The organism is Brevibacillus schisleri (genome assembly GCF_055685845.1).
The window spans coordinates 128,586-152,500 of record NZ_JBVNDM010000001.1 but is presented as its reverse complement, the minus strand read 5'-3'; the positions used below and the strand labels follow the sequence as shown (position 1 = coordinate 152,500).

The following is a 23,915-nucleotide window of genomic DNA, read 5'->3' as shown; positions in this document are numbered from 1 at the left end:
CTACCGCTGGATAAGAAAGTGGCGTAACAAGCGAAAACCCACCGCCTAAGGTTGACCGCCTGACGGTGGGTTCGCTGTTTTAGTAATCATGCGCGCCGTGGGTGTGCCACAGCTACTTGTCTCAGGAGCCTTGCCGCTGCAACGGTATTGGCTCCTTTATTTATATGTCGGATCATCAATATCTCTACCAGTAGTTTAACACCCTTTTATCACTCCATACAACACAGGCAACCATTTACAAGTAGAAAGGATTTGAAATGGATGACCTCAACTCGTCTAGCTACTCCTCAAGACATTCCTGCTGTCTGTACAATTGATGCAATCGTTCTCGGTTCAACCAGTCGTTCATCTGAACTTCAAGAAGCCATCGAAGAAGGGCATTGCTACTTGGCGTTAATCGACATGAATATCGTCGGTTTTGCCATCATCAATCAATCGTTTTTTAAGAACAGCTTTATTCATCTACTCATTGTTCACCCTCACTATCAGAACCGAGGCGTTGGCGAGGAGATGATGCGCTATCTGGAAACGATCTCCCCTACGGAGAAATTGTTCACTTCTACTAACCTTTCCAACGAAAGAATGCAACGCCTCTGCCTAAAGCTCGGATACGTTCACTGCGGAACCCTGACTCACCTAGATCCAGATGATCCTGAGATGTTTTTCTGCAAATACGTGCGCCAGCCACTATGATTGATTCCGCTCATAAATCAAACGAAGTCCTTTTAACGTAAGATTCTGATCCACGACATGGATACAAGAGGTCTCATTCGCAAAAAGAGAGGCCAGCCCTCCCGTAGCAACTACGGTAGGTTGCGTACCGTATTCATCCATAATTCTGCGTACAATGCCTTCGACCTGTCCGACGAACCCATAGAAAATGCCGGCCTGCATCGCCGCTATCGTATTGCGCCCGACTACACTTGCAGGCTTGGCGATTTCGATTCGCGGCAGCTTGGCAGCACGGGTAAAGAGTGCCTCAGTCGATATCCCAATACCAGGAGCAATCGCCCCTCCCCAATACTGCGCCCGCTCATCCACATAACAAAAAGTCGTCGCCGTACCGAAATCGACAACAATAAGTGGTGCGCCATAATGATGAATCGCCGCAGCAGCGTTCACGATTCGATCGGAACCTACCTCTCGCGGATACTCATACTTGATGTTCAGTCCCGTCTTGATACCCGGTCCGATAATCAGTGCTTTTTGTTGCATGTACTTCCCGCACATACGTTCAATCGTGAGGTTTAAAGGTGGCACGACAGACGAGATAATGACGCCTCTCACCTGCTCAAAGCCAAGCCCTACGCTACCAAACAAGCTTTTGACGAGCATGCCGTACTCATCTTCCGTTTTGTTACGATCCGTGGACACTCTCCAATGGTGTTGGAGCTCGTCGCCTTCATACAAGCCCAACACAATATTGGAGTTGCCTATATCGATCACCAATAACATCGTGGTCGCTCCTTACCGCTTGCGCGTATTCAAATCGAGGCTGATATCAAAGGCTTTGACAGAATGAGTCAGCGCCCCTACCGAAATGATATCTACGCCTGTTTTAGCAATATCACCAATCGTCTCCAGACTCACACCGCCAGATGCCTCGACAACGGCCCGTCCATTGATAAACTGCACGGCTTCCACCATTTGATCGAGGGACATATTGTCGAGCATGATCGTATCGGCACCTGCTTCCAATGCTTCCTGAACCTGTTCGAATGATTCGGCCTCTACCTCTACTGTCATCGTATGAGGAATAACCGCGCGTGCCGCTGCAACAGCCTGTGCGATACCGCCCGCTCCTTTGATATGATTGTCCTTGATCATCACGGCATCATACAAGGCAAAACGGTGATTGTAGCCTCCCCCGACTCGAACTGCGTACTTTTCCAAAGCCCTAAGGCCTGGCGTAGTCTTTCTCGTATCGACAACTCGTGCCTTCGTCCCTGCGACGGCCGTTGCGTATTCACTTGTTTTCGTGGCAATCCCAGACAAACGTTGCATTAAATTAAGGGCAAGTCGCTCTCCACTCAAAATTGAACGAACTGAGCCGCTGACTTCGGCGATCTGCTGACCAACCTCCACTCGTGCTCCTTCTTCTACTTTTGCCTTAAAAACGAGGGTAGAATCAACCGTGGCAAATACTTGCTCCGCAATCGGCAAGCCTGCCACGATTCCCGCTTCCTTCGCATATAAAATGCCGACACCCTGTTCCGATTCAGGAATCGTGCTCATTGTCGTCACATCACCAAACCCCACGTCTTCCTGTAGCCATTCCTCTATTTTTCGCTGAAGCTCCCGTTTATTCCACATCATGCTTCTCACACTCCTCTTGGACACCATCTTCTACGGACTGGATCAAATGCTTGCGCCACACCAAGTCGTCTTTATTCGGAAAATCAGTACGATAATGCCCACCTCTGCTTTCTTCCCGCAAAAGTGCCGCTCTCGTTGTGAGGATGGCAGCATTCAGCAGATTGAAGAATTCAAACGTTTCTAGACTCTCAGGCTCGTACTGGTAGTATTGCTCCATTCGCGCAAGCTCTGCTAGTGCTTTCGTTAATCCCTTATCGTCCCGCTTCACACTAACATGCCGCAGCATGAGCTTTTGCATTTTCAATCGTTGTTCACGTGTATTGAACGTTTGGGGCAGTTTTTGCTTGGAAACAACCTCGAAGGGATGAATGCTTGGCAAATCATCCAGCTGCTTGATCCGCTCCGCGATCCGGTGACCGAATACAACCGCTTCCGATAACGAGTTGCTGGCCAGTCGATTCGCTCCATGTACCCCTGTGCAGGAAGCTTCCCCACATGCAAAAAGCCGGCTCGTCGATGTCTCCCCGTTCAAGTCAGTCTGAACCCCACCCATAATATAATGGCAGGCAGGAGCTACTGGAATCCAATCTGTCACCATATTGAGCCCATATTGTAAGCAAAAATGATAAATCGTCGGAAAACGCCGCTTAATCAGCTCCTCCGATTCGTGGGTAATGTCGAGATACACGAACGTAGACTTCGTCTGTTCCATCTCAGAGACAATGGCTCTGGCGACAATATCACGCGGCGCCAGCTCTTTTTGCGGATGGTACTTGTCCATGAAGCGATCACCGTTGCTGTTACGCAAAATGGCACCCTCCCCACGAACGGCTTCCGAAATCAAAAAGCGCGGGGCTCCCGGATAGTAAAGCGCAGTCGGATGAAACTGGATAAATTCCACATCTTTTATGCGGGCGCCCGCCCGATACGCGATGCCAATCCCATCTGCTGTAGCGATTTGCGGATTCGTTGTGTAACGGTAAAGCTGACCAGCACCTCCTGTAGCCAGTACCGTTGCTTTGGCTTCCAGGAAAAACAGTTCGCCATCCGGCTTCCGCACGAGGACACCCACGCATTCGCCATCCTGCGTAATGACATCCACAGCAAAATGATATTCCAGAACCTGAATGTTTGGCTGCTCCTTCACACGCTTGGACAAAGCGCGGACGATCTCTGCCCCAGTGGCATCTCCGTTCGCATGCAAAATTCGTCGTTTGCTATGCGCGCCTTCCTGTGTCAGCTCATACTCCCCTTGTTCATCGCGGTCAAATTCCGTTCCATATGCAATCAGTTCATGCAAGCGATCAGGACCCTCATGCACCAGGACTTCCACAGCGTTATACGAGCAAAGACCTGCTCCAGCGATTAACGTATCTTGTCGATGAAGGGCAGGAGAATCTGATTGGGCTGTTACAGCAGCGATTCCTCCCTGAGCCCAGCGTGTGTTACTATCATCGAGTCCCTTCTTGCTGATCAACACCACATCCGCATACTCACTCGTTTGCAACGCCGTATACAACCCAGCAATCCCTGCGCCAATAACAGCTACATCTGCCCTCATCCGAGGTAAGGTGTGCAAATCAAAGTCCACAATATAACGGGGAATCATGACTGTGTCCCTTCTCTCTTGTAACTGATGATTTTCCACCCATTATAGCAAATACACGCTTGAAGGAGATGCAAAAAAAGAGCACCCGCAAAAGCGAGCACTCCCCTCTATCCGATTAATTCGAATGCGTTACACATTCTTTACACGTGCCATATACCTCGAACTTGTGCCCCGTCACCTGAAACTCTTCCGGTACCGCGGAAATGATATTCATCGGACATCCTGGCAAAGAAGAAGTCTTTCCACATTCCGTGCAAATCACATGGTGATGATGGTGTCCATCTGTCGAACAAGCTAAACGGAATCTGCCTTCCCCATCAAGCTCCGTCTCCTCCAGAATCCCCAGCTCAACAAAAGTGGAAATGTTGCGATAGACAGTATCGAAGCTGAGTGTTGGATACTGCTCCTTGATTCGTTCCATAATATCCTTGGCAGACAGGTATCGCTTCTCGGCCGCGCAGATTCGAATCATCTCCTCCCGCTTGCCGGTATACTTGAAACCATGTTCTTTCAATATTTGCAGCGCTTCTTCTACTTTCATCGACAAACACTCCTTCCTTTTGTCATATCCGGAAAACTCTTATCGGAAAGCGACCCGCAGCTTTTTTACACCCAATACAACCAGCATAACCAGTACTGCCATCAGTACAATTGTACCACCAGATGCCCAATCAAAGAGATAGGCAAAATACAAACCGCTCAGCACGGAAAACTCCGCGAACAAAATCGACAAGAAAATCGTTTGACGAAAGCTTTTTGCGATTTGCAGACTAGCCGCCACCGGAAGCGTAATCAGCGCCGAGATTAACAGGACACCGACTATACGCATGGAAGCCGCAATCGTCAGAGCGACGAGCACCATAAACAACAGGTTGATCGAACGCCTTGCCACGCCGGAGACGCGAGCGAATTCCTCGTCAAAAGAGACCGCTAAAAGCTCCTTGTAAATCAACACGACTGTCCCTAAAACGACAACTGCCACACCAATCAGCGCATACAGGTCTTCGATGGATACCGTCACGATTTTTCCGAACAAGTACGAATACAAATCTGCATTAAAACCGTCTGCGATACTGATCAATACCGTAAACAGCCCAAGCCCCGCAGATAAAATAATAGGAATCGCCAAATCCTGATACGCTTTGTACACCTTACGCAACCGCTCAATGAACAACGAACCGATCACCGCAAACAACATCCCGAAAAACAGCGGATTGACGAGGGAGAAAAAGGCGACCTTTTTGGAAATGAGCATCCCGGCAGCTACACCAGACAGTGTGACGTGTGACAAGCCATCTGCCATCATCGACAAGCGACGAACAATGAGAAACGTGCCCAAAATAGGGCAAATCAGACCAATTAAAATCCCTGAAAACAGGGTATACCGCAAAAAGTCATACTGCCACCAATCAGCAAGCATGTGTATATTCCTTCTTTCTTACCTATTTACAAAGCTTAATGATGATGAGACAGCAGTCTGACCGAATCACCGTACATACTTTGCAAGATTTTGTCTTGGTTGTGCTCAAAATCGTGCGCTGTTCCGTGGAAGTGAATTTTCTTCTGCACACAAGCCACCTTGGTCACCCATTGTGACATGACTCCGACATCGTGGCTGACGATCATCATCGTCAATCCGTTCTCTTCCTTCAGCGAACGAAGCAAGCTGTAAAATTGATCGATCGATTCCTGATCGACCCCGACTGTTGGCTCATCGAGGATCAACAGCTCCGGTTCAGCCACGAGAGCTCGCGCTATGAATACGCGCTGCAATTGCCCACCGGACAAGTTGCCGATTCGTTGATCCAGCTTTTCCAACAAGCCGACACGCTCCACCGCAGCACGAACATTCTCATGATGCTGTTTCGTCAGTCTGCGAAAAAGGCCCACTTTGCCAACCAATCCAGAAGACACGACTTCTCGGACTGTCGCCGGAAACCCACCAGCTCCATGCGCGACCTGTTGAGCGACGTATCCAATGCGATTCCATTCACGAAACTTGGATAGCGGTTGCCCGAAGAGCTCCACTGTCCCTTTGTTTGGCGTCAACAGACCCAAAATCAGTTTCATCAGCGTAGATTTTCCTGATCCGTTCGGCCCGACGATGCCCACAAAGTCTCCGCGTTCCAGTGTGAATTCAACCTCATCGAGAACCTGTTTGTCATCATATTGAAAGGAGACGCCTGTGAGCTTAATGACTGGCACCTCTTGTTTATGTGGTTCCATGAAATATCCATCCCTTAAATCGGATTTGTTCTTATTTGATTTCCTTCATCGTACTACGATTTTGCCCGAACCACAAGCATCCTACTAACGAAAAAATGCCGCCTGGCAAGCGACATCTTTTCGAGGGTAAGCCTATTGGAGTGCAATTTTTAATGTATTCATATTGTCGCGCATGATAGACAAGTAATCACGACCCGCCTTTACATCGTCTTCCGTCAAACCTTCCAACGGATTAAGCGTAGCCGTCTTCACGCCTGCTTCCTTCGCAATCACTTCCGCTACCTTCGGAGAAACCAATGTCTCGAACAGCACATAAGAAATGTTGTGTTCCTTTACATGCTCCACCAAGCTCTTCAATTCTGTTGTGGATGGCTCATCAGAAGGATTGACCCCAGAGATCGCTACTTGCTCCAGCCCGTATCGTTTTGCCAGATAGCTGAATGCGCTATGAGAAACCATGAATTCTTTCTTCGGTGCTTGCGTAACCATATCTTTAAAATCTTTATCCAGCTGTTCCAGGTCTGTTGCTAATTGTGTGAAGTTCTTTTCGTAATCAGCAGCGTGCGCTTGATCCTTTTGCACGAGCGTATTTTTGACCTTCTCCGCCTGTGCCTTCAGTTGCATCGGGTCGAGCCATACATGAGGGTCCAGATCCCCGTGGTCGTGCCCTGCTTCTTCTGCGTGACCTTCTTCTTTGTGGCTCTCTCCTTCATGCTCATGCTCAGCTGCATGAATCAGCTCGAGACCTTCCGTCGCATTAACAATCGTTGTCTTGTTTTTGTCGAGGTTAGTTACAGCCTTCTCTACCCACAGCTCCAAACCACTGCCATTATAAGCGAAGATATCTGCTCCAGAAAGGGCGACCATGTCTTTCGCGGTTGGCTCGTAGTCGTGAGGCTCTACGCCAGCGGGAACCAGATTCGTTACCTCCACATGGTCACCGCCGATTCGCTTCGCTACATATTCCAATGGATAAATCGTCGTGTATACTTTTGGCTTCCCTGACGCTTCATTGCCAGCTTGCGGAGCCCCAGCCGTTTCGCTTGCTGCTCCACATCCAACCAACCCCACTGCCGTAATGAAACTGAGGGCTGCTAACATCGCTCTTTTCATCTATATTTCCTCCCGCTCCAATTCAAAATGATTCCGATTTACGTTCTTGTCGTTTTTCATTATACGGAGAGGAGCCCAAAAAGTAAATAGGATTTATTACGATTTAAACATCATACGTACACATCTTCTCTCCCAGCTTCACAATTTCTCCATCTCATTATGATAAAATAACTGGCAGGAGGTATGTCCAAGATGAAACGTAAATCATGGTTAGCCATTACTTTTATCACCGCAGCTCTGCTTACTGGCTGTGGCTCTACTGATCAAGCTGAACAGAATCATAGCGATCACACGCAGCACCCCCTCAATGGAGATTTGCAGGAATTGACTGCTTCCGCTGATCAGCTACCAAAATTTTTAGACAACCAAGACCCTGTCATTATTGATTCCTACAAAGTTGCTGCCGCAAATCGTGAGCTGCTCAAATCCATTCCATGCTATTGTGGTTGTGGTGAAAGTGCTGGACACGGGCATAATGGCAACTGCTTCATCAAAGAAGAAAAGTCTGATGGCTCCATTGTCTGGGATGACCACGGTACTCGCTGCGGTGTATGCATGGAAATCGCCGTTATTTCCGGCAAGCTGAAAGCAGAAGGCAAATCTACAAAAGAAATTCGTACCTACATAGACCAAACCTACGGGCAAGGCTACGGAAAACCAACTCCTACCCCGATGCCTTCCTAAACACAGATAACAAGACTTCCCGACGAGGAGGTCTTTCTTTTTTCCCTTTTATGGAATAACATAGATTACCTTATGGGGCCAAGGCTTTGGTGCCTCTCTAGATGCATTGCCCGCCCTTGAGTCTGACTATATTTTGGGACCAATTGTAGGGATCGCCTTTTTCATTCTTGGCGTTATGCTGTTGCTTCGTTTGCTCCATGCCATATCCGGTATGATTGTACTCGTCCTGAACATTTACCGACGAAAAGACATCCAGCCCTTAACCAAAGCCTCCTAATAGAAAAAGGGAGTAAAGCCCCTGCGCTCTACTCCCTTTTTGCATTTAATCAGACTGCCCGTTAAGCAGGCGCTACCGCAAGCATGCGCTCCAAGGAAGCACGTGCCGCATCAGCAACATCCTCTGGCACAAAAATCTCCGGCTTCATATTCTCCAGCGCCTCGACGCACTTCTTCAGATTGTTCACCTTCATATTCGGGCAAACGAGGTACTTGGAAGCGAAAATGAACGTTTTGTCCGGACTGTCCTTTTCCAGCATGTAGCGTGTGCCGTCTTCCGTTCCAATAATAAACTCCTTGTGCGAAGACTCACGGCAGTATTTCAAAATTCCGGTCGTGGAACCAACGTAGTCAGCCAGGGATACCACTTCTGGGCGGCACTCCGGATGAACGACAACCACAGCCTCTGGGTGCTGCTGCTTCAACGTCATGATGTCTTCTACAGACAGTTGGTCATGCGTATTGCAGTACCCTTCCCAAATAATCATTTTCTTGTCCGTGAATTGGGATACATAGTGGCCAAGGTTTTTGTCCGGCACCCAAATGATCTCATCGCTGTCGATCGACTCGATCACGCGCTTCGCGTTGGACGACGTACAGCAGATGTAAGTCTCTGCTTTAACATCCGCAGAAGTATTGATGTAAGCCACTACTTTTGCATTTGGATGCTGTGCTTTGAGCTTGCGCAGTCCGTCTACGTTCACCATGTCCGCCATCGGACAGCCAGCCCGTTCATCAGGGATAATAACGGTCTTCTGGGGATTGAGAATTTTTGCACTTTCTCCCATAAAATGAACCCCACAGAACAAAATCACATCGGCATCCGTTTCTTTCGCTTTCTGCGCCAATCCAAAGGAATCGCCAATGAAGTCAGCGACCTCCTGAATCTCGGGACGTTGGTAAAAGTGAGCAAGAATGATGGCATTACGCTCTTTCTTCAGTTGCAGCAGTCGTTCACGTAACTCAGCGTTGCGCTGGGCTTTTTTTTCTAACGCTAAAGCGTCCATGGAAAAAATCCCCCTACGGTGGTGTCATAATTTACGGTCATTGTAAGCGTATAACCTCCCCTTGTCAACGTGGTACATTTTGAGCGAAAAAGCAGAAACCGGCCCGTACAGACGCAGCTTCTGCTTTTCATTCCCTTACTCGCCTTTTTCTCCAAGAACACGCTCCCGAATAAAGCGGGCAACGCCTTCCTCATTATGGTGTGGGGCGATATATTTGGCTACCTGCTTGATTTCGTCAGAAGCGTTTTCCATCGCGACGGAATATCCTGCGCCCGTTAATGCTTCACGGTCGTTTTCTGCATCGCCAAATGCCATTACTTTCTCTGGGGAGATTCCCCATTTTTCACAGAAGTATTGAAGCCCTTCCCATTTGGATACCCCTTGAGGAATCACTTCGACATTCTGCTTTCCAGATGAAGTGATGGTCACTTGCTCCCTCCAAGGCTGTAGCTGCTCTTTCACCCACTCCAGACGATCCGGGTCATGATGCCAGATGAAGAACTTGACGATCTCTACTTCCCCGGACTCTACTTTTTCCAGCATCTCTGCCAATGGCTCTATGCGAGCGAGCCTATAGTAAGGAAAATTCAAGATCGAGAATCCTTCCACAGACGCATCCTCACTCATGGTCGCTTCCAAACGTTCACGGTCTTCTTTGACCATCCAGCGATTGCTGTTGGTATCATGAAGCTCATAATAAATCGTTTCTTGCCTCAGTGCATGGATCGCACCGATTATCATCTCAGTAGGAAGGAGCGATCGACGGACTAGCGTGCCATCTCCTTCGAAAATAGCACCGCCATTGCTACAGACATAGCCGTCAAAAGGAAAGGAATCGATCGGAATTTGAGCGGAGCCATACATCCTACCCGTAGACAAAACGAGTTTGCAGCCTTGTTGTTGTAATTGACGAAGTGCTTCTTTCGTTCCTTCTGTCAGCTTTGAATCGTGAGTCAGTAAGGTTCCATCCATGTCAAATGCAGCCATGCCTGGTGTAAGCAACATATCCAATCCCTCTCATTCGCTTTGGAGTTGAGTCACTATAGTGGAGGAGAAGAAAAAGCACAGTTCTCTTCGACTCTGACACGCCAGCATGGTGATTCACTGGCCGTCTCCACTTAAAAAAGGGGACCGTCGAGCCAAAGCCACCCTACGGGCGGAAGTTTCTCAAAGAAGAAGTGTTCGACAAGCGTGGTCCCCTTTTTTAAGTTCCGACTAGGTAGGCGTTGTCAAGGTCTACGAGCCCTGCGCTTTTTCTTCTCACCAGCTTTATTGGTGGTTCATCGATACCTTTTGAAAACGTAACCTAATACTTTCCGATATTGCAAAAAAGGGCACCTGAGGCGCCCCTTATTGTTTCGGTTCTTCGTTTGTATCTTCTTGCTTTGGTTCTTCTTTTACTTCTTCTTTTACTTCTTCCAGCTTCGGTTGAATGTTCACGACCACATCTTTATTTGCATCTGGATCGTTATCCATTTTACCTGTTTCGATCAATTGCTTGATCTGCTCAGCATCGAGAGTTTCAACACGGAGCAGCGTGTTCGCAATCAGATCGAGCTGATCACGGTGCTTCGTCAGCAATTCTGTACACTTTGCGTAGCACTCGTTGATAATATTTTGCATTTCTTGATCGATCTCGTAGGCAATCTTATCGGAGTAGTTACGCTCATTGCCATAGTCACGGCCCAGGAATACCTGACCTTGACTCTTACCGAATTGCATCGGTCCGAGCTTGCTCATTCCGTATTCGGTAATCATGCTGCGAGCGATAGCAGTCGCGCGTTGGAAGTCATTATGCGCCCCGGTACTAATATCCCCGAGCACCAATTCTTCCGCAACACGTCCACCCAACAGGCCGACGATTTTGTCGAGCAGATCTGTTTTGGTAGCAAAGAAACGGTCTTCCTTCGGCAGCATCACGGTGTATCCGCCAGCCTGGCCGCGCGGAATGATTGTTACCTTATGTACCATTTCTGCATTTCTCAAGTGGTAGCCGATGATCGTATGACCAGCTTCGTGGAAGGCAACCAGACGGCGCTCGTCTTCGCTCACTACGCGAGACTTCTTCGCTGGACCTGCAATCACGCGGTCAATCGCTTCGTCTACTTCCGTCATCGTGATTTGCTTTTTGTTTCTGCGGGCAGTCAAGAGAGCCGCTTCATTCAGCAAGTTCTCCAAGTCTGCACCTGTGAAGCCCGATGTACCACGAGCAATCACTTCCAGCTTCACGTCTTCGCCAATCGGCTTGTTGCGGGCATGAACCTTCAGTACCGCTTCACGGCCTTTGATATCAGGACGATCAACTGTAATTTGACGGTCAAAACGTCCCGGACGCAAGAGAGCTGGGTCGAGAATGTCAGGTCGGTTGGTCGCAGCGATCATGATGATCCCTTCGTTTCCACCAAAACCGTCCATCTCTACGAGCAACTGGTTGAGAGTTTGCTCGCGTTCGTCGTGGCCGCCGCCGAGTCCAGCTCCGCGTTGACGACCCACGGCGTCAATCTCGTCAATAAAGATAATGCAAGGAGCATTTTTCTTAGCATTTTCAAACAGGTCACGTACGCGGGATGCACCCACCCCAACGAACATTTCCACGAAGTCAGAACCGGAGATGCTGAAGAATGGCACACCAGCTTCGCCTGCAACAGCACGCGCGAGCAAGGTTTTACCTGTACCCGGAGGACCTACAAGCAGTACCCCTTTTGGAATACGAGCGCCTACCGCATTGAACTTGCGGTTGTCTTTCAGGAAATCAACGACTTCCTCCAGCTCAGCCTTTTCTTCGTCCGCTCCTGCTACGTCGTCAAAAGTAACGCGTTTCTTTTCTTCGTTGTAAAGCTTCGCGCGGCTTTTACCGAAGTTCATTACTCGGCTTCCGCCACCTTGGGCATTATTCAGAAGAAAGAAAAACAGGATGAAGATGATGACAAAAGGAATGATAGAGGTCAAGAACGTGAGCCAAATGCTGTTACCCTCGGCAGGATTAACAACTACATTCTTCATCTTTTGTGCATCAATTTTCTCTTCGACTAGCTTAATAATATCTGAGTCATACAAAAAAACATTGGTGAAGAATTTGTTGCTTTCCTGTCCCGGAATAGCTTTAGCCAGCGTACCCTCTACTCTGTAAGTACCATTTTCAGGTCGAATAGACAAATCGGTGACGTTGTCAGCTTTTAGCTGTACCCGGAATTCCTGATATGTAAGTTTCCCAACCTTATCAGTACCGGAGAGGATGAAATTCACGATCCCGACCGTGACAAGAAAAATCAGTAGGTAGAACCCGGTATTACGAAAAAAGCGATTCATTCCTTACCTCCTCTCACGAACAGACACTTTTCACATTTTATCATAGAAAGTACGGTCTCCACAACAAACCTACTTCGTGTAGACCTCAGGCTTCAATACACCGATATAAGGCAGATTACGGTAGTGCTCGGCATAGTCCAAGCCATATCCCACAACGAATTCGTCTGGAACATCGTAACCCTTGTAATCCGGTGAAATATCCACCTTGCGACGCTCTGGTTTGTTCAGGAGAGTCACCACTTTTACAGAAGCAGCCTCCCGATGGCGCAACAGCTCTACCAAGCGACTCAGCGTCAGTCCACTGTCCATGATGTCTTCTACAACCAGTACGTGTCTGTTTTCCACAGATGTATCGAGATCCTTCAAGATTTTCACCATGCCAGAGGACTCTGTTCCACTTCCGTAGCTGGAAACTGCCATAAAGTCCATTTCGCAGGGAATGCTCATATGACGGATCAGATCAGCCATAAAAATGACTGCGCCTTTCAGCACGCAGATGACCAATGGATTTTTATCCTTGTATTCTGCAGCCAGTGTCTCACCCAATTCTCGAACTTTACCCGCAATATCCTCTTCTGATAGCAAAATCTTCTCGATGTCTTGATTCATGAAAAAACCTCCCGCCAATCTTCTCCAAACTCTACCCGCACGTGTAGAAAACGCCTGGTCTGTCCATTGATAGGCGCTACGGCGGAACGGCGCACACCTGGTACTAAAATCACCTCATCGCCCGCCGTCAAAAGCGGAAGCTTGTCACGCCATGCTCGTGGAAATTTGGCATCAATCAATAAATCCTTTAGCTTCTTTCCATTTGCTGAGCCAAACAGGGTGATGCGGTCTCCAGGTTTTCGGTTACGCAAATACAGCGATCCTGGCAACTGATCGGCATCAAAGACCGCTTCATTCGCCGAGAGTCGCTCCCAATCCATGGGACCTTCCAGGTAAGTAATATGTACCGTGGCCTTGCTCTCGTCGATCCAGGTTACACCGGGAACGGCGAGTTCGTAACTATACGTATGTATGCGATCCTGTCGCTTTCTACGACGAAAAGTGATTCGCTCGTACACCCGGTCGACTACCAGGTCATTGGGCAAATGCAATTCCGCAGAAGGGCGACTTCCCCCTAGCATGTGCAAAACGGTCTCCACATGTTGCGAAGACCATTCGGTATGTTTTGAGAGATAACTTAATATTAGAGTAATCATTCTCCTTTGTAAAGCAACGTCACAAGTTTGAAACTTGTCATTGTCCATCAAAAATGCTTCAGGTTTTTTCTCAATCATTACCTTTTCCAACTGCTCATTCGCCAGCCGCATTAAAAGCGCTTCGTCCTGCCGAATTGCCTCTGCAGTTTCCAAGATATGCTCTCGATACTTGTCATTCACTTTTTCTAATAAAGGCATGACATCCAGACGTAGCAGATTGCGCATATACTTGCGCGATTGGTTGCTACTATCCTCACGAGGGACGAGTTGATGTTCCCGACAGTAGCCTTCCAGTTCTTGACGCGTTTTATGCAAGAGCGGACGCACGAGCTCAATCGGGCAATCCGCAAGCATTCTTCGCTTCGGCATCCCTGTCAGTCCATGCAATCTGCTGCCTCGCACAAAACGAAAGAGAATCGTTTCCACCTGATCGTCAGCATGGTGGGCCAATGCCAGCTTGGTCGCTCCTTGCGCCAGACCTACCTCTCGATACAGCCGATAGCGAATGTCGCGACTCGCTTCTTGCCCGCCCAATCCCGTCTTTTCCATATAAGCGGGGACGTCATACTCAAATAGGTGGAAAACCACGCCGAGTTCACGACACAGCTCTTCTGCATAGAGTGCATCCTGCCTTGCCTCTTCCCCACGAAAGCCGTGATTCAGATGGACAGCATGCAGCTTCCATTGATACTGGTATTGTTTATTGAGAGAAGCCAATATATGCAACAGTGCGGTAGAATCGTTGCCGCCGGATATTCCGACAACAACGCTCTCACCTGGAAGCAAAAGCCCCTCGGACTCAATCTCGTTGCGCACGCTTGCCAGCATAGCGGGCTCCTTTCCAAATCGTCAGAACCGAAATTCCAAATATAAGTCCAGAAGCAATCGCGCCGGCCACCATCAATGTCTTGGTCGCCTGAGTAATCCCTCCGACATAATCGTTGTTTACAAAAGCAAGCATGGCTTTGTAAGCCAACGATCCTGGCACCAGTGGAATAATGCCCGCGACGCTAAAATTCGTAGAAGGAACTCGCAGTATAATAGATAAGAGCTGACTGAGCAAAGAGACAACAGCAGCTGAAACAAACGTCGACAGCAATACCTCTGCACCGTAGATCGGAAGAATGGAGTAAACGAGAAACCCGACCACTCCGGCTAAACCAGCCGCTACGATTGTTCGAACCGGCACATTGAACAGCACACACCACGCTACTGAGGAGGCGAAGCTAAGCGCCAATCCTTTTAACAACATCGTACTCACCTCGTAAACGAAAGAATAATGGCTGTGGCTACCGCTACGGAGACAGCTGTCAGCATCGCTTCTACCCCGCGTGAAACACCTGCAACCAAATCACCAGCCATCAAATCTCGAAGTGAGTTAGTGATGGCGATCCCCGGAAACAACGGAAGCATCGCACCAATAATAATGATGCTTAAATGCAACTGCGGAAAGACTGTCACGGTCAACAACGCGAAAAGTCCTCCTAGTAAAGCGGCAGAGAACTCCGTAAAAAACTTCATCCGGACAAACTGTTCTAAATATTCCTGGCTCAGGTTCACAATCAACCCGGCTATCGCAGAGGGAACCAGACTGCCCCAATCTCCCCCTGCAAGCATAGCAAAGGAACCGCTGGCCGTAGCGGCTGCTAGATGCTGCAACCATTTCGGATAGATCTGCTTTTTCTGATCGATCTCACGCAGCGTCCGATAGGCTTGCTCCAAATTAATTTTCCCACCGACAAACTGTCGGGAAACATCATTCACGAGCGTTATTTTATTGAGGTTGGTCGTACGTTTTGGGGTACGAACCATTCTTGTATGATCGAATCCACTGCAACGAAAGGACAGGATGATACTGGTGGGCGTAGCCGAGCTGTTTACGTCATCCATCCCCGCAGCCTTCGCAATCAATGCCATTGTCTCTTCCGTCCGGTAAGTCTCTCCACCGCTTTTCAAAATAATCGAGCCTGCCAACAAGCAAGTATCCATCACCAAATCTGAGGACACGAACCGTCACATCCTTCACATAAACCATGCGTAATACAAAGTACCAGCCAATAGGAGTAACGAGGCGACAAAAAGACCGCTAATGCCCGCGCCTACATTCCCTTTCGCCCGCGCTTTCTTTTGCGACTTTTGCGGTTTGGCGCCCATGCTATCTCGCAAGACTGCTAACAGCTCCGCTCGCATTTCTTTCGCGGTCGCAAACTTACCGTGAAAAGCCTTCAATAGAGGCTCCCGGTAAGGGTACAGGCTGTCACTTTTTCGTATTATATCACAGAGTAATATCGTGTGACGTGGGTCACCATGGCTGTTTTTCCACGTTTCCGGTCCAACTGTCAGACGCACCATCATCACGGCTGTCGAGAACAGGTCATAACTTACTTCAGCCCGTCTATCACCTGCGTGCCAAAAAGCTCGATCATACTCTTCTGTAAACTGCCGAACCGCATTGCCCAGCTTGGTCACTCCACCGAAATCAATCAAGCGTACCTGCTTGTCCGTTTGGGTAACCATCACATTCTGCGGTTTCAAATCGCCAAAAATATAGCCATGCTGATGCAAAACATCCAGCCGCGCCAGCAATTGAACCATCATCACAGCCACCCAGTCCGTACCCTCTTGCTTGATATATTCATCCAGTTGCAAGCCTTGAAGATACTCCATCGCATAAAACGTACAGGCCTTCCCGTTTACAACGAGATCATCCACGTCGCACAGGAGCGGTCCCACTCTGGAATCCCGCCCCTGCTGTGTGCTTTTCAACACATTCACTTCCATTAAAATATCTATGCCTTCCACACCGACCTTAACCGCGCGCTGTACGCCACCTTGGGATACCAAGTACACGGTCCCATTTGCACCACGCCCCAACTCCCGTAAGACGTGGTACGATTTTTTGTTCCATTTGCCTGTAAAGTGCTTGGGCAGGTCGGGGGTGGCTGCCTTAAAAGACATGGTCACGCAGCATTCCGTTCGAGTCGTCCTCATCGTCTTGGCCGATGTAACGATCTTGCAGCGAGCGTGGGAGCTTGTCCTGCTCAAACAGGGCAATTGCCTCTACGATGGCGGGGCCTGTAGGAGTAATTCCGCTCATTGCCAAATCACTCGTAATTTGATGGGCCTGCTCGACCTTCTCTGTCCACGGAATGCGGATATCGAGATGCTTTTGTTTCCCCGGAAATGAACCGACCGCCATTCTGCTATGGCCACTCCGTGAATGCAGACTGATACTGAAATCGTGAATGGCTTGCTGAACAGCCGACAGCTTTGGCTTCATACTTCCTGAGGTATCGACCAGCATCACGACATTCAAGCTGCTTTTTTCACCCAACTCGTCAACCATTCCGGCAACCTGCACTCTTTTATCAGGTGCCAGCTCCTCTATTCCTGAATCGCCCAAAATCTCTTTTAATTCTTTATTGACCACTTGATGAATGGTGCGCGTCATTGCTTTTCGCGTTAGCATTTGTACCGTTTGCGCAAGCTGTTGGGGGTACACGATGTCGCAGAGTCCACCTCCTGCTTCCGCAATATCCCTGATTTCCTTCTCCCCTTTCTCACCCAGCTCACTCTTGTCGATTACGCCAATCACATTAACCGTAATTCCTTGCTCCCTTGCCAATGCCGCCGCAGCAACGGGACTCATCCCTGAGTTGGAGCAGCCGTCTGTCACTACCAGTATTTGACGAAGTGTCGCTTCTTTCACAATAATCTCCCCATTCGATCTGTCTTTGTCAGTCCCAGCTCGGTGTAGCGAACGTTCATCCACTTCACTTCGCAGGATATTTTTAGCAACAGTATCGACGGGTAATAGAGAAAACATACTCTTAACTCACAATCCGTGGACGCTCGAGCTTCTCCATGCCATGTACCGCGATGGCAGCCCACTGTGGTACAAAGCGGTCAATTCGCGCCACCAACACGGTCATATCATCAACAATTTGTCCGGAATGCTGGCGAATGACTTTTTCCAATAGTAAATCAGCGACCTCCTGTGGATCATTCGTCTCCAGTTCGCTGATGATTCGCTTCATCCACGCTTGCCTGTTTTCAATATGGCGCGGCGCTTCATAGATGCCGTCGGACATCATGACGAGCAAATCACCTGGTTTGAGCATACGAGATACGACATCCACCTCGATTTCTTCCAAAATCCCAACTGGCAGGTTGTTGGCCGTAATCGTGATGACATCTTTATTTCTTTTGACAAAGCTTGGGGTGGAGCCGATTTTTACAAAACGGGTATGAGCGGTTTGCAAATCGATCAGAGCCAAGTCCACCGTCGCGAACATTTCCTCCTTGGAGCGCAGAGCGAGCACGGAATTAACGGTTTTGATCGAAATTTTTTCGTCCATGCCAGAACGCAGAAGCTGTTGGAGCATATCGAGAGCGGATTGACTCTCTATGGATGCCCGCTCGCCATTTCCCATTCCATCGCTGATCGCCAGCGCCATTTTTCCATTCCCCAAATCCATCGTGCGGAAGCTGTCACCAGATAGTAGCTTGCCGTCTTTGGCTGCACCTGCAATCCCGATATCGATCTCATACGTTTTGGCGGAAGCAAGGCACATCGTGCATGAACCGTCTTTTTGCGCTTCACAATGCCGCTCGCGAACCACAATGTTTTCTCCCAATATCTCCGTGAGCATGGGAGCCACGATCTTCGCGCATTCATCACGGCCATAGCAAGTCGGCTGACTGATTTCGATATCGACCTTCCCTTCTTCCAAGCTGTGTATTTCGACGCGGCGTACCGACAGACCCAAGCCCTCCAATGCTTGTGAGACCTGCTTTTCCTGAAAGCTCAGCTCCATTCCCTCTCGCTGTATTTCCCGGGCAAAATCACTCATGACCCGAGAGACTCCAGATAGCTGGTCAGCTACGAGCATTCGGCTTTCCTTTATCTGTTTTTTCAGTTGGTCAAATGATTGCTGGCGATCGTATTCCTGCTCCATCACAGTCATGACCTTTTCTGTTTTGACACACTTGCGCTCCCAATCACGGGGCGGAGTAACCCCAGCCAATGTACCGTGCTCGTACACTTTTTCCCTTAAAAAGCGCATGCCCTCATAGGTCGATTGTGTATCTTTTTCCCAGCATTGTTCTTTTTTCCAGCATTTTTGGCAGGTGAATTCAGATACACGGCTGAGAAAGGCATCTGCTTGTTCTTCTATTTCTTCAGGATCGGCTGTCTGGGCAAAGCTATGAGAGAGTTGCGTAAACAAGTCGGAGAATTGCTGGATTTTGCCCGCCGTCACATCGCGAACTCGGCGCATATATTCTTGATGGGATTGTAGATTCTCGGGAGTCCCGGGGATAAATCTGGCTACTTTTTTCCAAAGAGCAGCAGGGGTCAGAATGAAGAGCACAATGGCCAGGGAGGTTTCGATCAAGGAGAAGTAGAGTGTCTCTTCTGCTCCACCGTAAATCGCGAGAATAGCCGTACCGATTAATAAGCCTGCGGATACGCCCACTTTGCCGCCTTCCTTCAGCAGGCCTGCCAAAAGACCGGAAAAAGCAAGCAGATTGATTTGTAAAAGAGCACTCACATTAGCCAGACTGAGGATGAGACCTGTGACCACGCCAACAGCCGCACCGATCGTGCCACCACCGACAAAAGCAAAGATGAGCAGCAAATAGCGTGAAAGTACATGCTCCATCGAAATGCCTTCGACCATCCAATCCACAGTACCCGTCATCAAGGAAGCCAGTAAAATGACTAACGAGACGATCTCTTCATTTTTGAGAGGCTCATAAGGCTTCGCCAAATGAATGATCGATAAGGACTGAATGAATATGAGCGTCAGCACAAAGCCAAGGATCGCTTCTACCGCTACCATCACGAGCTCGTAAGTCGTTACCTGATTGGTCAGAACCGCATACAACAGACGGCTGATGAAAATCGTCCCAACAACCAGCAAAGGCGTCCGTGAAAAATCTTTCTTACGCATTTTATTCATCAGTTTGCAGGCAAAGAAAGCAAGTATCACGCTCAAGGAGGTTTCCAGTCCAACTGGCACCGACTGGGTAAAAGCACCGATAATAAGAGCCATCCCCGTGACAAGCAAACAATCTCTTCGAATATAAAACATGACAATGAAATACGGTATAGCAAAGGGAGTGAGCTCCTCCACGATCAGAGCTCGTCCTAATAAGAAGCCCATAAGGATGGGGAGAACATTCCACTTCTCTATTAAATCTGCTACTTTTTCTCCCCACGTCTGGGCAGTGGTACCCATTCGATCGGACACTTGCCGCGTCCAAGCATGTCCGGCTTGTGTTACGTTTTTGTTCGCAATCATTTCGCTCCACCCCGTTCTTGGTCAATGTGTTTCTCCATTATACGGAGGGGGCATTGTAAAATTTGTCAAAAATCCAATGAACATTCACAGAATCGTGCGACAAATTCAGTAACGCAAATGGACAAAAAAAACCGACGTTATGGCGGATAACGTCGGCTGACAGGTGATTCGCGCTTTGCGAAACGGGCTTAGGATACTGTATTCGTCAAGACTTTGAAATGACCTTCCTATTTTTACATTCAAAATACACTTTCCACAAAGAAAGAAAAGTCATAATTTTCACAATTAAAAAGGCCGACCGCGGCCTTTTCTCTACGCTTTTCTTCAAGAGGGACTGTTCCCGCTGATAGCGGGGTGGCTGATCTTGCCTCACGAAGACTTATTTTTAAAAATGGATGGATGTCCCGGACGTTGATGTCAGCAATTTCACTAATATGCACCAGTCCGGTCACATCGCCTGGCAGATGAACAAACGCTCCGACGCGGAATGTCTCCCTCTCGTTGAAGAGCAGCTGTATACTCAATCCGGAATCATATAGATGCTTTCGCCTTGCTTGGTAAACAAAATTCGCTTACGTACCAGCTCTGCCAAGTACTCCTGATCGTTTAACCGACTTGCTTCATAGGTCAGATCGTCTTGCTTTTGCTGCAAGACCGCTGATTCTTGCTTCAAGACTCCCAGCTCTGTCTCCTTCTTGGACAACTCGCCACTCTGCAAAAACAAGGTATAGCTAGTCCAGACGAAAAAGCACAGGATCACAAAGAAAAAGAGACGCATTCTCCTTCTTTGCCCTTTTCGGTTAATGGAAGAGGTTCTTGATTCTTTCATCAGTACGTCACCTCGAATCTACTCCCGCTTTCTCTTTGAGTGAAACCAATTCTTCCAATTGGTCCAAAATCCTGTTGTTTTTCCGTACATTTTTTTCCCCAAATGTTGACCCCATCTGGCAAAAGGAGAGGTGACAAAACGCGTCACTTTCCACAAAAAGCCGAGGATCGCGAGCAACACAGAATACAAAAATGTCAGCACCATGATGATCACGCGGAAAAGAAAGAGGACAGGACGTACTAGCAGGATGTCTATAATTTTTACGACCGTACGGTAAAACCACTGACAGAATTTTATCACGCGGTGCAAGAAAAGGATATACTTCTTACTACCTAATAAGAAATATAGCCACGCGCCAAATATCATTCCAAAAAATATCGGAAACCGAATGATCCCGTCGTTCACTTTCACCAAAACTATGAAGACAACGCCCATACTGCCCACCCAAAAAAGGATGTCAAAGAAAAAGACCAACCAGAGTGGCAGTCTGGCCTTGCCCTTAAATACATGATACGTATCAAATCCCATACCCATCAGTGCACCACACGTCGACATGGCCAATACCGTCTGCAACTGGATGACGATGTTCACTTGAATAACTTGCCGAAGAATCCTCTCGACCGATCGCCGGCCTGCCCTTGCTCCAAATAGGCCATCTCGTGAACGAGCCCCTCGATCGCTACTTCTCCGGTTTCCAGACTCAGATTTTTCATATGCAGGTTTTGGCCTCGTATGGTTAAAAAGCCGCCGTCCGTCTCCAAGAGGAATTCTTCGCTGTCAAAGCTTTCGACGTTTTTTACTCCCGAAATCGCTAAGCTGCGACGATTAATCATCACGACTTCATGACGTGGCCGTCTCGTGTGATCGTTCATGATTACTCCCTCCTCACGTACCCTTCTTGTACTATCGTATGGGGAGGGATGTCCTGTTAGAACAAAAACGGTCCATACACAAAAGAAAACCCCGTATAAATACGGGGTTTCGTCTCACTATCTTTACTTGTAAACGGTGTAGTTCCCGTTCACGTAGATGATTTTGTAACCGGTACGCTCCGTGATGGTTTTCAGAGGCAGGGTAGGAACGTTGTTTTTCAACTGAACCGCTGCAGGCAGCGTTACATTTTTGCCATTGATGGTCGCTACGTTTGAACCGACCTTGAATTGCATGACCGTATTGCCGCTCACGACTTTTGCCGTTGTTTTGGTGTAGCTGATCGAAAACCCGAGGGCATCACGGAAAAACGTAGTTGGCATTAGCGTGTTGCCATTGACGGTATACGGTGCCACCGCGAGTCCGGTTGTTTTACCAGCCTTCGTAAAGGAAGCGACGCTCTGCTTGAAGCTCACGCCATTCAGAGCCACGATGGTCGCCGGACGGGAGAAGAGCAGGCCTCTCTCCTCGGAGTTGTAGACGCCAATGCTGTACACACCTGGAGTAGCCGGATTCACAATGCCAGCTGTCTCGGCGATATTGACCTGAGCTGCTGTTTTCGCCGGAATATCCTGGGCAGGAATAATAATCAGATTTTGTCCGCGTACACCAACAAAGTTAGCGGCCACACCGTTCACCGTTACTGTGTTCGCTGGCAAGTAAGCTGGAACACGGAAGCCCACTGGGAGTACGACTTCAATGAAGCCCTGATTACGAACAATCGGAGCACCCATAGCTTTGATACCGATTGAAATACCAGCAGGAGTAGCGGCAGTCGCTCTCGTCAGCCCAACCGTTGCCAATGTATTATCCACCGCGACTGGTGGAGTCACTCCGGAAACTTGAAATTCCTTCGACTTATAGGTCTTGTTGTCGATCTTGGCCGTCACGGTATAGGTTCCCGCTGTTCTCGGAGTGGTCAAGTAGCCTTCGAATGCAAACTTGATGCTCGCGCGATTCGTACTAGTGAATCCGTAAGGTGTGCGGAAATAAACCTTATTCCCCAACACGCTTACATTCGTCACTTGTGCGCCATTGACGGTGACGCTGTTACTGGTAAGAACCGGTGGAACGGTTACTCCATTTGGGAATTCGACCTCGATTTCTGCGTTCGACCCTAGCTTATTGGAAAGATCCACGTCAAATGTATAGCTCGTACGCGCTCCCGCTGCACTATCCGACAAAGAAACGGTGAATGGCGTATTGCTTGTGTTTGTAATCTCTACATCTTTTGACTTGTATTCTTTGCTGTCGTATTCAATTTCAAACGAATAGTACTTGTCTGGTTTCGATGGGTTTACAATTCCCGCGGAAGAGGTAAACTCCAGCTTTATGTAGCTATCTCCGTCTGCACCGCTCGGGATCTCAATCCGAATCGAGTCGCTGTCGAGAATCGATACGTAATCCGGTTTGTACCCGTTTACCTTCACATCAGATTTGCTGATGCTCTTTGGCAGCATGTCCTTGGAGGGGAAATTGACATAAATGTATTTGCCCTCTTTCAGCCTGCTTTTTGAGCTGAGATTAAATTTTCCGAGCGTTAAGGAGATGGAGTCCTCGGCATTTTTACTGCTAGGGGAAGCCTCGAAGTCACCCTTGCTACTGCTGCTGCTACTGCTCGAAGATTTGCTGATCGTAATCTTTTCGCCCTTGTAGCTGGTCTCCGCACTTGTTTTTACTTCGATCTCGTAGCTGCCCTTGTCTTCCGGGTTGGTGATATTATCAATGGTTAGTGTAAGCACAGTGCCTTTTTTGATCTTTTCATCGACTTCGATCTCGACCACATTCTTGCTTACGGATACGCTGTCGATCGAAATTTTGTCATCGTCATCATCTTCCAGCTTGACGTCCGATTTTTTTAATTTTTTATCCACTGAATAGTCAGATGGGAACCTAACGAAAATACTGTCGCCTGATGATAGATCCTTATTGATTTCAAACTCAATCGTATATTCTGTTTCCTCGTCCACACGTGTACTGTCTGCAGAAACATCCTCGATAGAGAGAGCATAAGCCGCTTTTGGCTCGAGCATCACTGGACTTGCCAGTACCGCAGTGGCTAGCAGCACTGAGATCCCTTTGTTTACGCTTTTGTTCAACGGTAAC

At 48.4% G+C, this 23,915-nt stretch carries 23 protein-coding genes and 1 pseudogene; 2 read left to right on the top strand and 22 right to left on the bottom strand.

The window, feature by feature from the left end; all coding sequences use genetic code 11:
- Positions 1 to 261 precede the first annotated feature (261 nt).
- Complete coding sequence (locus ACUUHJ_RS00880) at positions 262 to 693, top strand: GNAT family N-acetyltransferase (RefSeq protein ID WP_289675522.1); 432 nt, start codon at positions 262 to 264, stop codon at positions 691 to 693.
- On the opposite strand, the gene ACUUHJ_RS00875 is transcribed toward ACUUHJ_RS00880, so the two are convergent.
- From ACUUHJ_RS00875 to ACUUHJ_RS00845, 7 genes are all read right to left on the bottom strand, one after another.
- Entirely contained in the window at positions 688 to 1,455 is a 768-nt protein-coding gene (locus ACUUHJ_RS00875; RefSeq protein ID WP_472298081.1) for a type III pantothenate kinase, read from the bottom strand. The two genes, ACUUHJ_RS00880 and ACUUHJ_RS00875, sit on opposite strands and share 6 nt — an antisense overlap.
- A gap of 12 nt (positions 1,456 to 1,467) precedes the next feature.
- Complete coding sequence (gene nadC / locus ACUUHJ_RS00870) at positions 1,468 to 2,316, bottom strand: carboxylating nicotinate-nucleotide diphosphorylase (RefSeq protein ID WP_472298080.1); 849 nt, start codon at positions 2,314 to 2,316, stop codon at positions 1,468 to 1,470.
- Complete coding sequence (nadB, locus tag ACUUHJ_RS00865; RefSeq protein ID WP_472298079.1) at positions 2,303 to 3,925, bottom strand: L-aspartate oxidase; 1,623 nt, start codon at positions 3,923 to 3,925, stop codon at positions 2,303 to 2,305. The genes nadC and nadB overlap by 14 nt, the downstream gene beginning before the upstream one ends.
- Positions 3,926 to 4,040: 115 nt before the next feature.
- The gene (locus ACUUHJ_RS00860; protein WP_016740938.1) at positions 4,041 to 4,466 is read right to left on the bottom strand and encodes a Fur family transcriptional regulator; all 426 of its coding nucleotides are present in this window, start codon (positions 4,464 to 4,466) and stop codon (positions 4,041 to 4,043) included.
- Between the two features lie 39 nt (positions 4,467 to 4,505).
- Positions 4,506 to 5,345: a metal ABC transporter permease gene (locus ACUUHJ_RS00855; protein ID WP_472298078.1), complete on the bottom strand. Its 840-nt coding sequence runs from the start codon at positions 5,343 to 5,345 to the stop codon at positions 4,506 to 4,508.
- A 35-nt stretch (positions 5,346 to 5,380) separates the two neighbouring features.
- Positions 5,381 to 6,151, bottom strand: a complete 771-nt coding sequence (locus ACUUHJ_RS00850; RefSeq protein WP_472298077.1) for a metal ABC transporter ATP-binding protein — start codon at positions 6,149 to 6,151, stop codon at positions 5,381 to 5,383.
- A gap of 132 nt (positions 6,152 to 6,283) precedes the next feature.
- The gene (locus ACUUHJ_RS00845; RefSeq protein WP_289675514.1) at positions 6,284 to 7,264 is read right to left on the bottom strand and encodes a metal ABC transporter substrate-binding protein; all 981 of its coding nucleotides are present in this window, start codon (positions 7,262 to 7,264) and stop codon (positions 6,284 to 6,286) included.
- 192 nt (positions 7,265 to 7,456) lie between these two features.
- On the opposite strand from ACUUHJ_RS00845, the gene ACUUHJ_RS00840 reads away from it, so the two are divergent.
- Positions 7,457 to 7,948, top strand: a complete 492-nt coding sequence (locus ACUUHJ_RS00840; RefSeq protein ID WP_472298076.1) for a PCYCGC domain-containing protein — start codon at positions 7,457 to 7,459, stop codon at positions 7,946 to 7,948.
- A gap of 338 nt (positions 7,949 to 8,286) precedes the next feature.
- On the opposite strand, the gene nadA is transcribed toward ACUUHJ_RS00840, so the two are convergent.
- The 15 genes and pseudogenes from nadA to ACUUHJ_RS00765 form a co-directional block, all read right to left on the bottom strand.
- On the bottom strand, positions 8,287 to 9,231 hold the full coding sequence (nadA, locus tag ACUUHJ_RS00835) for a quinolinate synthase NadA (protein ID WP_012683896.1): 945 nt from the start codon (positions 9,229 to 9,231) through the stop codon (positions 8,287 to 8,289).
- 135 nt (positions 9,232 to 9,366) lie between these two features.
- On the bottom strand, positions 9,367 to 10,236 hold the full coding sequence (locus ACUUHJ_RS00830; protein WP_472298075.1) for an HAD family hydrolase: 870 nt from the start codon (positions 10,234 to 10,236) through the stop codon (positions 9,367 to 9,369).
- A 345-nt stretch (positions 10,237 to 10,581) separates the two neighbouring features.
- On the bottom strand, positions 10,582 to 12,540 hold the full coding sequence (gene ftsH, locus ACUUHJ_RS00825) for an ATP-dependent zinc metalloprotease FtsH (RefSeq protein ID WP_173627493.1): 1,959 nt from the start codon (positions 12,538 to 12,540) through the stop codon (positions 10,582 to 10,584).
- 69 nt (positions 12,541 to 12,609) lie between these two features.
- The gene (gene hpt / locus ACUUHJ_RS00820) at positions 12,610 to 13,149 is read right to left on the bottom strand and encodes a hypoxanthine phosphoribosyltransferase (RefSeq protein WP_012683892.1); all 540 of its coding nucleotides are present in this window, start codon (positions 13,147 to 13,149) and stop codon (positions 12,610 to 12,612) included.
- Complete coding sequence (tilS, locus tag ACUUHJ_RS00815; RefSeq protein ID WP_289675511.1) at positions 13,146 to 14,573, bottom strand: tRNA lysidine(34) synthetase TilS; 1,428 nt, start codon at positions 14,571 to 14,573, stop codon at positions 13,146 to 13,148. The genes hpt and tilS overlap by 4 nt, the downstream gene beginning before the upstream one ends.
- Positions 14,545 to 14,997: a threonine/serine exporter family protein gene (locus ACUUHJ_RS00810; RefSeq protein WP_012683890.1), complete on the bottom strand. Its 453-nt coding sequence runs from the start codon at positions 14,995 to 14,997 to the stop codon at positions 14,545 to 14,547. The genes tilS and ACUUHJ_RS00810 overlap by 29 nt, the downstream gene beginning before the upstream one ends.
- Before the next feature lie 5 nt (positions 14,998 to 15,002).
- The gene (locus ACUUHJ_RS00805; protein WP_289675510.1) at positions 15,003 to 15,752 is read right to left on the bottom strand and encodes a threonine/serine exporter family protein; all 750 of its coding nucleotides are present in this window, start codon (positions 15,750 to 15,752) and stop codon (positions 15,003 to 15,005) included.
- A gap of 15 nt (positions 15,753 to 15,767) precedes the next feature.
- A complete protein-coding gene (locus tag ACUUHJ_RS00800) occupies positions 15,768 to 16,736 on the bottom strand; it encodes a serine/threonine protein kinase (protein WP_179212522.1) in 969 nt (322 codons plus the stop codon).
- Positions 16,693 to 17,454, bottom strand: coding sequence for a vWA domain-containing protein (locus ACUUHJ_RS00795; protein WP_289675509.1), 762 nt, complete (start codon positions 17,452 to 17,454; stop codon positions 16,693 to 16,695). The genes ACUUHJ_RS00800 and ACUUHJ_RS00795 overlap by 44 nt, the downstream gene beginning before the upstream one ends.
- A gap of 121 nt (positions 17,455 to 17,575) precedes the next feature.
- The gene (gene spoIIE, locus ACUUHJ_RS00790) at positions 17,576 to 20,050 is read right to left on the bottom strand and encodes a stage II sporulation protein E (protein WP_472298074.1); all 2,475 of its coding nucleotides are present in this window, start codon (positions 20,048 to 20,050) and stop codon (positions 17,576 to 17,578) included.
- A 377-nt stretch (positions 20,051 to 20,427) separates the two neighbouring features.
- Positions 20,428 to 20,574: pseudogene (locus ACUUHJ_RS00785) on the bottom strand (S1 RNA-binding domain-containing protein); the annotation flags it as partial.
- Positions 20,571 to 20,879 carry an FtsB family cell division protein gene (locus ACUUHJ_RS00780; protein WP_012683885.1) on the bottom strand — a complete coding sequence of 103 codons (309 nt, stop codon included), beginning with the start codon at positions 20,877 to 20,879 and terminating at the stop codon, positions 20,571 to 20,573. The gene ACUUHJ_RS00780 and the pseudogene ACUUHJ_RS00785, both read right to left, overlap by 4 nt.
- 18 nt (positions 20,880 to 20,897) lie before the next feature.
- On the bottom strand, positions 20,898 to 21,470 hold the full coding sequence (yabQ, locus tag ACUUHJ_RS00775; RefSeq protein ID WP_064202222.1) for a spore cortex biosynthesis protein YabQ: 573 nt from the start codon (positions 21,468 to 21,470) through the stop codon (positions 20,898 to 20,900).
- Positions 21,467 to 21,751: a sporulation protein YabP gene (yabP, locus tag ACUUHJ_RS00770; RefSeq protein WP_007726414.1), complete on the bottom strand. Its 285-nt coding sequence runs from the start codon at positions 21,749 to 21,751 to the stop codon at positions 21,467 to 21,469. Before yabP ends, yabQ begins: the two co-directional genes overlap by 4 nt.
- Before the next feature lie 123 nt (positions 21,752 to 21,874).
- Complete coding sequence (locus ACUUHJ_RS00765) at positions 21,875 to 23,908, bottom strand: copper amine oxidase N-terminal domain-containing protein (RefSeq protein WP_472298073.1); 2,034 nt, start codon at positions 23,906 to 23,908, stop codon at positions 21,875 to 21,877.
- Positions 23,909 to 23,915: the final 7 nt, after the last annotated feature.